This is a genomic window from Micromonospora sp. DT233 (assembly GCF_049841815.1).
In the GTDB taxonomy this organism is placed as follows: Bacteria; Actinomycetota; Actinomycetes; order Mycobacteriales; family Micromonosporaceae; genus Micromonospora.
In genome coordinates, this window is sequence record NZ_JBNCLB010000006.1 from 221,886 (window position 1) to 234,983 (window position 13,098).

Annotated in this window: 1 protein-coding gene; it reads right to left on the bottom strand. The window is 77.8% G+C overall.

The window, feature by feature from the left end:
• Positions 1–26: 26 nt before the first annotated feature.
• Positions 27–13,001, bottom strand: a complete 12,975-nt coding sequence (locus ACLQ2V_RS16695) for an amino acid adenylation domain-containing protein (protein ID WP_425719393.1) — start codon at positions 12,999–13,001, stop codon at positions 27–29.
• Between the last annotated feature and the right edge of the window lie 97 nt (positions 13,002–13,098).

The window sequence follows — 13,098 nt, forward strand, 5'->3', positions numbered from 1 at the left end:
CCGCGATGGGGGGCGGCGCGGCGTGTTCAGCTCGGTAGGTGACCGTTCGCCGGGGTGGTGGTCGGGACGAAGCGCAGGTCCAGCAACGACGACACCGGCGCGGGCGGCGGGGGTGGGTCGACGGGCGGGGGCGTGGCCGTGGGCGTGGCCGTGGGCGGTGGCGCGACCGCCGGCGCGGGGGCGGCGGATTGGCGTTCCAGCCAGTACCGCCGCCGCCGGAACGTGGGCGCGGGCAGCGGGGCGCGGCGGGCCGCGGCGGCCACCCGGTCGTCCGGTGCGGAGACGATCGCGTGGGCGTTGGTGCCGCCGAGGCCGAAGGCGCTGACCCCGGCGACCCGCTGGCCGGTCCAGGGCGTGGCGGCGGGCCACGGCACGAACGGGGAGGCGGCGAAGTCGAACCGGGGGTTGGGCCGGTGGCAGTGCAGCGTCGGGGGCAGCACGCCGTGCTCGACCGCGAGGAGCACCTTGAGCAGTCCGGCGATGCCGGCGGCGGAGAGCAGGTGCCCGATGTTCGACTTGACGCTGCCCAGCGCGCAGTACCCGGTGTCCGCGGTGGACTGCCGGTACACCTCGGTCAGCGCCCGCAGCTCGATCGGGTCGCCGATCATCGTGCCGGTGCCGTGCGCCTCGAGCAGGCCGACGTCGCGTGCGTCGTACCCGCTGCGGTCGAGGGCCCGGCGCACGACGGCGGCCTGGGCGACCGGATTCGGCGTGGTGAGCCCCATGGTGCGTCCGTCGTTGTTCACCGCGACCGCGTCGATGACCGCCCGGACCCGGTCGCCGTCGCGGATCGCCGCCGACAACTCCTTGAGTACGAGCACACCGCAGCCCTCGCCGGGCACGAAGCCGTCGGCGTCGGCGTCGAACGCCGCGCAGCGCCCGGACGGGGAGAGCGCGCGGGCGGCGGTGAACTGCAGGTACGGCTCCTCGTCGAGGAGGATCTCCACCCCGCCGACCAGCGCCAGCTCGGACTCCCCGGTCAGCAGGCTGCCGCAGGCGAGGCCGACGGCGACCAGTGCGGAGGAGCAGGCGCTGTCCACGACGAGGTTCGGCCCGTGCAGGTCGAGCAGGTCGGCCACCCGGGCGGCGACGAAGTTCTGGTCCGCGCCCAGCCCGGCGGCACCGCCCCGGATGCCGGCGCGGTGGCGGTAGCCGGAGAGCCGGGCCCCGGCGAAGACGGCCACGTCGCGGCCGCGTACCTCCTCGTCCCGGTAGCCGGCGTCGCGCAGCGCGGTCACCGAGCCCTCCAGGAACAGCCGGATCGCCGGGTCCAGGCAGGCGGCCTCCTCCGCGCCGATGCCGAACCAGTCGGCGTCGAAGTCCTCGATGCCGTCGACGAAGCCGCCCCACTTGCTGACGCTGCGCGTCGGGTAGAGGGCCGGCACGTCCCAGCGGTCCGGCGGCACCTCGCCCACGGCCGACCGGCCGGCGACGAGGTTGTTCCAGAACGTCGCGGCGTCGGGCGCACCGGGCAGCCGGCAGGCCAGCCCGATCACCGCCACCTTGCCGCCGCCCGCCACGGGGACACCGCCGGGGGCGGGGGTGCTGCCGGCGGGCTCCCGGACCGCGGCGGGCGCGGCGGGTGCGGGCGGCGGCGGCACCGACGTGGGCGTCGGCGGCGGCGCGGGCACCGGGGCGGGCGTCGGCACCGGCTCGGGTGGCGGCGGCGGCGCGGGCACCGGGGCGGGCGTCGGCACCGGCTCGGGTGGCGGCGCGGGCAGCGGCGGCACCGGGGTGGGCAGCGCGGCGGTCAGGGCGCGCAGCGTCGGGTGCTCCAGCAGCAGGCCCGGTGGCACCGGGTGGCCGAGGCGTGCCTCGATCCGGGTGACCAGCTCCGCCAGCATCACCGACTCGACGCCCAGGTCACCGAAGGGCACGTCGGGGTCGAGCGCCTCGATCGGGATGCCGGCCGTGGTGCCGAAGATCTCGACCAGCCAACGCGGCGGCTCGCCCTCCGGCGCGGCGACGGGCCCCGGCGCGGCCATGGACACCGGGACGGGCCCCGGCGCGGTCGCGGGCCCCGGCGTGCCGGTCGCGGGCCCCGGCGTGCCGGTCGCGGCCACCGGTGTGCCGGTCGCGGGCCCCGGCGTGCCGGGCGCGGACGGCCCCGGCACGGGGGCGGTGGGCCGGGCGGCGGCCGGCGGGGCGGTCTGCACGACCGGGTCGGTCGCGCCGGCGAGGGCGAGGTCCAGCACGGCCAGCCCCTCTGCGTCGCTGAGCGTGCCGAGGCCGGCCCGCTGGCAGGCCGACGCGGCGTCGCGGCCGGCGCCGGACTCGCGCCACACCGTCCACTGCACGCTGCGGTAGGCGGGCTGGCCGATCCGGACCCGGTACGCGGCCAGCAGGTCGAGGTAGCCGTTGGCCGCCGCGTAGTCGGCCATCCCGGCGGCGAGCGCGGGGACCGTGGCGGCGACGGAGGAGTACAGCACCGCGAATTCCAGCGGGTCGGCCGCGCAGAGGTCGGCGAGGGCGGTCGCCCCGGTGACCTTCGGGGCCAGCGTCGCCGCCACGTCGTCCGGGTCGCGGTGGACCAGCGGGCCCGGCATACCGGCCCGGCCGGCGCAGTGCACGAGCCCGCCGATCGGCCCGAGCTCCTCGCGTACCCGCCGCAGCGCCGCGTCGAGCGCGGCCCGGTCGGTGAGCACGGGCGCGTAGGTGCGGACCGTCACCCCGGCGGCCTCCAGGGCGCGGACCGTCGCCACGGCGGCGGCCGAGGCGGCGGGCAGGCCGGGGGCGTCCCAGGCGGGCCGGGGCGGCAGCGGCGTGGTCGACAGCAGCGCCAGCCGCCGCGCGCCCCGGCGGGCCAGGTGTCGGGCCGCCAGCGCGCCGAGCCCCCGGGTCCCGCCGGTGACCAGGTACGCCCGGTCGGCGCGCAGCCGGACCGGCGCGGCAGCGCGGGCGGGCGCCTCGACGATCCGGGGGAGCAGTCGCCGCCCCGCCCGGTGGCAGACCTCGGTCCCGGTGCCGGCGCTGAACTCGGCGGCGATCGCCGCCGGGTCGGGCACGTCGCAGTCCAGCGTGCCGATCCGGACCCGGGGATGCTCGACGCCGAGCGCCCGCACGAGCGAGGTGAGGACCGCGCCGGTCAGCCGGGGCGGGGCGCCGTCGACGGGCTGGACGCCCCGGGTGACGTGCAGGATCCGCGCCGCCGGCCGGGGCCCTTGCAGCAGCCGTCGCAGCATCGCCAGCCTCGGCCGCCAGGACTCCGGGCGGCCGTCGCCGTCGGCGGGGCCGTCCAGGTCGGACAGGTCCAGCCAGCCGGTCACGTCCGGGTGGGCGTCGAGCAGCGCGAGCCCGGCCGCCTCGGAGTCGACGACGGGCCGGCCGTCGCCCCCGTCGCCGCCGGTGCGGGCGATCACCAGTCGGGCGCCGGGCAGCGCGGCGGCGATCCGCTCCGCGAGGTGGTCGTCGCCGACGCCGACGAGGCAGAGCACGGTGCCGCCGACCGGCCCGCCGACCGGCCCGCCGACCGGCGGTGGCGCCTCGTCGGGCAACCAGCGGCGGGTACGCAGCGGCACCACGGCCGGGTCCACCACCCCAGCCGGCGGCCCGGCGAGTTCAGCCGGCGGCGCGGCTGGCGCGGTCGGCGGCGAAGCGGGCGCGGTCGGGGCGGGCGCGGTCGGCGGCGCGACGGGACCGGTCGGGGCCGGGTCGGGCAGCCAGCAGCGCATCCGGGCGAACGGGTGGCCGGGCAGCGGCACGATCGCGGCGCGGCCGAGGCGGTCCCAGTCGACCTGCGCGCCGTCGACCCAGCGGCGGGCCAGGTCGGCGAGGTCCAGCCGCTCCGGCTCCGGCACGCTCGGGCCCGAGCCGGCCGGGCCGGTCAGCCGCCCGACGGCGACGCCGCCGTGGTCGCCGACGGCGAGGGCCGCCAGCCGCTGCCGCGCCTGGTCCAGGTCGGCGGCGACGAACGCCGCCCGGTGTCGCAACGCGTCGCGGCCCACCCGCAGCGTGTGGGCGACGTCGGCGAGGTGCAGGTCGGGGTGCGCGGCGAGGTGCGCGGCGAGGCGGCCGGCGAGGGCGGCCAGCTGCTCGGCCCCGGCGGCGGAGACCACGACGAGCTGCGGGCCCGACACGGTACGGGCGACGACCTGCGGGGGCGCCTCCTCGACCAGGACGTGGGCGTTGCTGCCGCCGGCCCCGAACGAGCTGATCGCGGCCCGGCGGGGCGTACCGCCGGCCGGCCAGGGGGCGCGGGCGCGCTGCACCGCGAACGGGCTGGTGGCCCAGTCGACGTTGGGGTTTAGCGGCTCCGCGTGCAGCGACGGCGTCAGCTCGCCGTGGCGCAGTTGCAGCAGCACCTTGGTGAGCCCGGCGATGCCGGCGGCGGCCTCCAGGTGACCGATGTTGGACTTCACCGAGCCGATCGGCACGCTGCCCACCGGCAGGTCGCCGAAGGCCCGACGCAGGCCGGTGAGCTCGATCGGGTCGCCGAGGGCGGTGCCGGTGCCGTGCGCCTCGACGTACCCGATGGTGGTGGGCGCGACGCCGGCGCGGCGCAGCGCGTCCGCGACGAGGTCGCCCTGCGCGACGGGGTTCGGCACCAGGTAGCCGCTGGTCCGCCCGCCGTGGTTCACGGCCGTCGCGAGGATCACCGCGTGCACGTGGTCGCCGTCGGCCTGGGCGCGGGCGAGCGGCTTGAGCAGGACCGCGCCGACCCCCTCGCCGGGCACCAGCCCGTCGCCGGCGGCCCCGAAGGGCCGGCAGCGGCCCCCTGCGGCGGTCATCCCCATCGCCCGCTGCTGGTGGAACTTGTTGTGGTGCAGCGACAGGTTCACCCCGCCGACGACGGCGACCTCGCACTCGCCACGCCGCAGGCTCGCCGCGGCGAGGTGCAGGGCGGTCAGCGAGGATGAGCACATGGTGTCGACGGTCAGGCTCGGCCCGCAGGCGTCGAGGAACCAGGAGGCCCGGTTGGCGATGCCGGCGACGGCGGAGCCGGTGGCGACCGGCTCGGCGAGCAGGGACCGCTCGACCCCGAAGAACGGGTACTCGTTGTACATGGTGCCGGCGAACACCCCGACCCGGCCGCCGTGCCGCAGCCGCAGCCGGGCCCGGCTGTAGCCGGCGTCCTCCAGCAGCCGCCAGACGGTCTCCAGGAAGAGCCGCTCCTGCGGGTCCATCAGCGCCGCGTCGCGGGGGGTGAGCTGGAACAGCAGCGGGTCGAACAGGTCGACGCCGTCGAGGAAGCCGCCGATGGCCGCGTCGTCGTGCAGGCCGGGGCGGCCGGGCGGCGGCGGGGTGACGCTGTCCCGGCCGGCGACCAGGTTGCGCCAGAAGGCGTCGAGGTCGGGGGCCTGCGGGTAGCGACCGGCGACGCCGACCACGGCGATCGGCCCGGCGTCGTCGACCCGGTCCCGCCCCGCAGCGGTCGACGGCATCGCAGCGGTCGACGGGACCGGGGTCGGTCGCGCCTCGGCGGCACGGCCGAGGGCGGCGGCGACGCCGGCCAGGTCGCGGTGCTCGTAGAAGAGGGTCCGGGAGACGTCGGCGAACCGCTCGGCGAGCCGGGCGTTGAGCGTGGTGACCATCAGCGACGTGAGGCCGTAGTGCTCCAGCGGGGTGCGCGCGTCGACGCGGTCGGCGGGGACCTCCGACACCTCGGCGAAGAGGGCGCAGAGGTAGGCCTCCAGGTCGACCGCCGGCCCGTTGCGCTGCGGGGTCACCGTCGGCTCGACGGCCAGCCGGTGCCGCTCCCGGGCGAAGGGATGACCGGGCAGCGACACCCGCCGGGCCGGCACCGCCCACGCGGCGGCCCAGTCGACGTCCTCGCCGGCCAGCCAGCGCCGGGTGGTCGGGTCGTCCGGGGCGTCGGCCCGGTCGGTGGCCAGGAACGCGTCGAGGGCGTCGGCGAGCGCGGCCGGGTCGGTGGCCGGGAACGCCGCCCGGTGCGGCATGGCCACCCGCCCGACCTGCGACGTGTACGCCACGTCGGCGGGGCGCGGCGGCGGGCCGTCCGCGAGGAACTCCCGCAGTCGGCGGGCGGCCTCGCGCAACTGCCCCGGCGTCTGCGCCGACAGCGGTACGACCAGCGGGCCGGCGGCGGCGGGCGGGCCGGTGGGCTCCGGTGCCCGCAGCACCACGTGCCCGTACGAGCCGGTGGCGCCGAGGGCGTCGACCAGCACCGACCGTGGCGCGTCGCCGGGCGGCGGCCAGGGGGCGGGCTGCTCCACGACCCGTAGCGCGAGGCTGTCCCAGTCGACCAGCGGGCTGGGCCGCTCGGCGCGCGGTGTGGGCGCGATCCGGCCGTGCCGGAACTGCAACAGGACCTTGGCCAACTGCGCGAGGCCGGACGCGGACTCCAGGTGCCCGACGTTGGCCTTGACGGTGCCGATGGGCACCGGGTCGGCGCGGCGGTCGGCGAAGACCTCGTCGAGGGCCTGCAGTTCGGCGGCGTCGGCCATGCCGGCGCCGGTGGCGGCGCACTCGACGTAGGCGATGTCGTGCGGGCCGCGCCCCGCGCGGGCCAGCGCCTCGCGCAGCGACCGGGCCAGCGACGCGACGTTCGGGGCGAGGAAGCGGTTGCCGCCGCCGGCGTGCCCGGCCCAGGTGGCCTCGACGACGGCCCACCGGTTGTCGCCGGCGCGCACTGCGTCGGCGTCGGGCCGCAGCAGCAGCGCGCCGGCGCCCTCGCCCGGCGACCAGCCGTTCGCGTCGGCGTCGAAGGCACCGCTGACGCCGCCGGGGGAGACCAGGTCGAGGCCGCGCAGGACGGCGGCGTGGTACGGGTGGGCGAGGAGGTTCACGGCGACGACCAGGGCCGCGTCGCACTCGCCGGAGCGCAGCGCCGCCCCGGCCAGGTGCAGGGCGGTCAACGCCGAGGAGCAGGAGGTGTCCACCGCGACGCTCGGGCCGGTCAGGCCGAGGAAGTGGGAGATCCGGTTGGGGATGTCGGCGGCGACGCCGGAGACCCGCGCGGGGCCACCGGCGTCCCAGCCGGCCGCGCCGACGTGCTGGTGGTCCTGCCACATCACGGCGGCGTAGACGCCCACCCGGGGCGCGGCGGCGCGCAGGCCGGCCGGGGTGTACCCGGCGTCCTCCAGGCACTGCCAGGACACCTCCAGGGCGAGCCGGAGCTGCGGGTCCAGCTCGCGGGCCTCGGCCGGGGCGATGTGGAAGAACAGGTTGTCGAACCCGTCGATGTCGTCGAGGTAACCGCCGGGCGGGGCACCGCCGACGTCGGCGGCCCGGCCGGGCGGCGGCGGGGCGACGCTGCGCCGGCCGGCGACGAGGTTGCGCCACAGTCGGGTGACGTCGGGGGCGTCGGGGAAGCGCCCGGCGAGCCCGACGACGGCGACGTCGCCTCGTGGTGGCGTCGGCTCGGGGTGCGGTACGACGGCCGCCGCCGGCCTGGCGAACGCGGGAGCGGCGTCGGCGGTGGCCGGCTCGTGCGTGGCGGGACCGCCGAGGAAGGCGTGCAGGAAGCGGTGGCCGTCGTCGAGCGCGAACTGGTCGCGGATCCGCTCGAAGGCGAGGCTGCCGATCGGGCAGAGGCCGAGGCCGAGCGAGGCCTGGCCGAGCATCAGCAGCTCACCGAGGTACCCGGCCTCCAGCCGCAGGTAGCCGTCGCCGTCGGCGCCGTAGACCGGTTCGATGCCGCGCGACTGCCCGATGAGGTACAGCTCGAACGAGGCGGCGTCGAAGATCGGCCGGTTGTAGAAGAAGTGCACGCCGCGCGGGATCTGCGGGTCGGGGTCGATCAGTTGCAACGCGCGCTCCTCGGCCCGCAGGTAGTACAGACCGGCCGGGACCCCCTGCACCGCGTCCGGGCGTACTCGCACGTAGACCTGCACCGCGTAGGTGTCGCCGGCCGACGGGTACAGTCGCCGCTCGGCGTCGCCGGGGAGCGTGCCGAGCAGCCCGAGCAGCCCGGCGAACGCCTCGCGGGGGACCGGTCCGGGCGCGAACGAGCGCTGGGTGGCCCGCCAGCGGTAGTGCGCGGCCGGCGGGGTGACGTCCCCGAGCGGGACGACGACCTCGCGGCCGGCTTCACCGGCGGGGCGGCGGCTCCACCCCGCCGCCTTGAACGCGGCCCGCTCCCGCTCGGAGAAGACGTCCACGCTGGAGGGTTGCGGCACGGCCGGAATGGGTTCGGCGGCCGGAGACCCGACCGGGACCGGCGGCGGCGCGGCGGGGGCCGGCGCGGCAACGGGCGGCGGCGGCTCGGCGGGGGCCGGGGCTGGGGTGGGCGCGGCAGCGGGTGCCGGGGCAGGGGTGGACGCGGCGGGGGCCGCGCCCGTCTCGGCGAGGTAGCGGGCCATCGCGGTCACCGTGGGCTCGGCCAGCAGCACGGTGACCGGCACCCGGCGGCCGTAGCGGCGCCGCAGCTCGGCGGCGACCTGCACCATCGTGAACGACGTCGCGCCCTGGTCCCAGAGGTCCTGCTCGGTGTCGATGGCCGGCTGACCGAGCAGCCCCGCCAGGATCCCGGCCAGCTCCGCGCCCAACCGCCCGGCCAGCTCGTCGCCCAACCGCCCGGCCAGCTCCGCGCCCACCGGCGGCGGTGCGGTCTCCTCGGCCGCCGGCCGGTGGTGCGGCGGCGCGGTCTCCCCGGTCGCCGGCCGGTCGGGCGGCGGGGGCCAGGGCAGGGCGTCGCGGTCGAGCTTGCCGTTGGCGGTCGCGGGGAAGGTCGGCACCGCCACCACCACGTTGGGCACCATGTAGTCGGGCAGCGTCCGGGCGGCGAACTCGCGCAGCTCCCGCGTCGGCGGTACGGCCCCGTCGGCGATCACGTAGGCCACGACCTTGGTGTCGCCCGCCGGGTCGCTGCGCGGCACGACGACGGCGTCGGCGACGGCGGGGTGCTCGCGCAGCCGGTGCTCGATCTCGCCCAGCTCCACCCGGAACCCACGGATCTTCACCTGCGTGTCGACGCGACCCAGGAAGACGATGACCCCGTCGGGGCGGTACGCCGCCCGGTCCCCGGTGGCGTACATCCGCTGCCCCGGCGGGCGGGCGTACGGGTCGTCGACGAAGCGTTCGGCGGTCAGCTCCGGCCGGTTCACGTAGCCGTCGGCGAGGCACGCGCCGGCGATGTACAGGTCGCCCTCCACCCCGACGGGGCAGGGACGCAGCCGCTCGTCGAGGATGTAGTACCGACAGTTGTCGATCGGTCGCCCGTAGGGGACGCTGCGCCAGGACGGGTCGACGGCCTCGATCGGGAAGTGGTTGGACCAGACCGTCGCCTCGGTCGCCCCGCCGAGACTGATCAGGCGGGCGCGGGTGAAGACGGCCCGCAGCGCGTCGGGCAGCGACAGGGGGGTGTAGTCGCCGCTGAGGAAGACCAGACGCAGGTTCCCGGTCCCGGGGTGGCCGGCGGCGTGCTCGGGCAGCAGCGGCATGAGCTGCGCGAGCGTCGTCGGGGCGGAGTTCCAGAACGTGATCGGCTCGGTGAGCAGCACGTCGAGCAGCAGCGCGGCGTCCTTGCGCTGCTCGGCGTCGGCGAGGTACAGCCCGGCGCCGGCGCCGAGCAGCCCGAAGATGTCGTAGACGGAGAGGTCGAAGCCGAGCGACGTGACCTGCAGGCCGAGGTCGTCCTCCCCGACCGGGTACACCCGCTCCGCCCAGCGCAGCAGGTTGTCCAGCGCGCGGTGGGCGACCCGGACCCCCTTCGGCGTCCCGGTGCTGCCGGAGGTGAAGATGACGTACGCCGGGTCGTCGGGCGTCCCGGACGGCTCGGGGTCGGCGTCGACGGGGCGGGTCGCCGTCTCGACGTCCACCACGGTCAGGGCGGCGGGTGGCTCCCAGGCGGCGTCGCCCCAGGTCAGCACCGTCCGCACGGCCGCGTCGCGCAGCATGACGTGCGCCCGCGCGGGCGGCAGCGCCGGCTCGACCGGCACGTACGCGGCACCGGCCTTGGCCACGCCGAGGACCGCGACGACCATCCCCGGCCCCCGCTGCGCCCGGACGGCGACGAACGAGCCCGGTCCCTCGCCGAGCTCGCGCAGCCGCGCCGCGACGCCGTTGGCGCGGCGGTTCAGCTCGCCGAAGGTCAGCTCGCCGCCGCGGTGGCGCAGCGCCACGGCGTCGGGCCGCCGCCGCGCCTGCCGCTGGAAGCGCAGGTACGCCGGCTCGGGCGGCGGATACGGCACGGCCGTGTCGTTCCAGCCGTAGACGATCGTCTCGACGTCGACGGCCGACGCGACCGGCTCGGCGGCGGCGGTCCCGACCGGCTCGGCGGCGGCGGTCCCGGCGGACGGGACGGGCGTGCGCAGCAGGCGTTCGTACGTGGCGAACGCCGCCGCGACGGCGCCGGGGGCGAAGTCGCCGGGCACGGCGTCCCAGAAGTAGGTGAGGGTGTCGCCCTCCTCCATGGCGATGCAGTCGAGGGAGACGTCCGGGGTGTACGTCATCCACGGCCCCGGGGTCACCCCGTCGGGCAGCGCCTCGTCGGTGAGTTCCAGCAGGCCGGTGTAGACGACCGGGAAGCCGTAGTCGCCGCCCCGGCGCTGGGTCATGACCACCCGGCGCAGCTCCTCCAGCCCGTTCGCCGCGTCGCCGGCCGCGTCCCGGTCGTACTGCCGGCGGATCGCCGTGGCGCGGTCGGCGACGGGGAGCGTGCGCGGCCCGCGCGCGATCCAGCTCAGCCCGGTGTGCTCGCCGGGGCGGAACGGCTCGTCGGCGGGCGTCCAGCGGACCGCGGGCAGGGCGAAGTCGTCGGGGCAGACCGCGTCGAGCGCCTCGACGAGGATCGCCAGCAGCAGCGCGTCGGAGCCGTACCCCTCGGCCCGCGCCCGCTCGCGCAGCGCCGACCAGCCGGTGAGCCGCCCGGTCAGCCGCTCCCGGTGCCGGTCGGGGGCGTGGGCCACCGGGGGGCCGGGCGGCATCCCCCGGAACCGCTCCCGCCAGTACGCGCGGGCGGCGTCGCGGGCCTCGGCCGGGTGCCGGGCGGCGCGGTGGCGCTGCTGGTCCGGCCACGGCTGCGCGGTACGCGGCGTCGCGGACGGGTCGGCGTAGAGCCGGAACAGCTCGCGGAACATCCGGTGGATGCTCACGCCGTCGGCGATGGTCAGGTCGATGGCGCAGTGCACCGTCCACGGCGACTCGGCCCGGTCGGTCCGGGTGACCCGCAGGTCGAACTGCGGCCAGCGGTCCAGCGGGAGGGCGGTGCCGGCCATCTCGTCGCGGATGCGGGCCAGCTCCTCGGCCTCGCGGGCCGGGTCCAGCTCGATCACGGGCAGGTGCCAGCCGTCGCCGGCCCGGGGCTGCACCCGCAGCGTGCCGTCGTAGCAGAGCCGGGAGCGCAGCGCGTCGTGGGCCTCGATCATCCGCTGCCAGGCCGCCTCCAGCCGGGTGACGTCGAGGTCGGTGACGGTGAAGCTGTGGTAGACCTGGCACCCGTCCCACGGGGCCGGGCCGCTGATCCGGGGCACGAAGTACGCCTTCTGCAGCTCGTTGAGCGGGCGCTGCTGCTCGGGTTCGCCCCGGTCGGCGGCCAGGGCCCGCAGCGCGTTGGTGAACGAGGTGAGCAGCGTGCGGGGGGTGCCGGTGGCGAACCGGGCCGGCGTGACGTCCCAGTGGATGCGCAGCGCCCCGTCCTGCTCCCACATCTGGTGGTCCAGGGCCACGCCGGAGGTCCGGCTGCACCGGTGGGTGGTGTGCGCGGCGAAGCTGTCCCGGCGGTCGCCGGTGGGGAGGTCGAGCAGGCTGGTGAAGACCACGGGCAGGACGCCGTCGCCGGTGGCCCGCCGGTCGCGCAGCACCTCGACGCCGCTGACCCGGGCGTGCCCGAGGTCGCGCCAGAGCGCGGCGTGCAGCGCGGTGGCGGTCTCGTCGAACGGCCCGGAGGCGGGTTCGACGGCGAAGACGACGGTGGAGGTGAACGGGCCCGGCACCGCCTCGGCCGTGGCGGGCAGGCGCACCCGGTCGCTGGCGGTGAGCACCAGCGCGTACGGGTCGCGGGCGCCGTGCCGGGCGAGGGTGTCGGTGAAGACGGTCAGGACGAGCGAGGTGGGGGAGACGTCCAGGGCGGCGGCGCGCTCGCGCAGCCGACGCCACTGGGCGGGGGTGAGGGTGGCGGCCAGTGTGCTGCGGGGCAGCGCCCCGGCCGGCGGCGGCCCGGCCGCGAGCACCGCCGGGCCGTGCAGGTCGCCGGCGAGCCGCTGCCGCCAGTACGCCAGGTCGGCCTCGTGGCCGTCGCCCTCGGCGAGGCCGCGCAGGCACGACGCGAGCGTGGGCGCGGCCGGGTCGGCGGGCGGCGGTGCGGCCGGGTCGCGGTAGGCCCGCCACCAGTGGGCGAGCACCAGGTCCAGCCCGTGGCCGTCGAGGATCAGCCCGTCGACGACGAGGTGCGCGACGCCGATCCCGTCGGGGCCCTGGCTGATCTCCAGCTCCCACCGTGGGCCGTCGCCGGTGCCGAAGACGCGGGCGGTCAGCCGGGCGCGGACCCGGGCGAGGTGGGCGTCGAACGACGCCGGTGCCACCGCGCGCAGGTCGTGCACGGCCACCGTCGGCGCCTCGGTGGCGGGGGCGATGCGCTGCCGCCAGTCGTCGCCGACGCGCAGCCGCAGCGCGTCGTGCGCGGCGACGACCCGCCGCCAGGCGTCGGCCGCCGTGGCAGCGTCGAGGCCGGCGACGGTGAACTCCCGGTAGAACTGGCAGCCCGCCGGGTCGGCACCCAGGTCGGGGTCGGCCCCGATGAGGTACGCCTGTTGGACGGGGCTCAGGGGCAGCCCGTCGGCTGCGGCGGGCTGCCCCGGCGCCGGGCCGGCGGGCTGCCCCGGCACCGGGCCGGCGGGTGGCGGTTGCGCCGGGCCGGCGGGCCGGGACGGGGTCAGGCCGGCGAGGCGGGCGGCCAGGTCACGGATCGTGGTTCCGCCGGTGATCCACTCGACCGGCACCCCGACGCCGAGCCGGGCGCTCAGCTCGAGCACCAGGCGGACGGCGACCAGCGAGCTGAGCCCGTGCTCGCGCAGGGGCTGGTCGTCGTCCACCTGCGGGCCGCCGGGCAGGCCGGCGAGGGTCGTGCGGATCAGTTCGGCGTACGGCTCGTCCTGGGACATCGTTTCCCCCAGCGATATGTGGGCCGACGCGGTGGCGACGGGCGTGGGCACCCGGGGCGCGAGGGATCTTCGCGCCCCGCCGGTGACATGAATGAAT

Bases quoted from the DNA above. Each gene is read 5' to 3' on its own strand.
- ACLQ2V_RS16695 (WP_425719393.1), bottom strand. From the start codon at position 13,001: ATGTCCCAGGACGAGCCGTACGCCGAACTGATCCGCACGACCCTCGCC.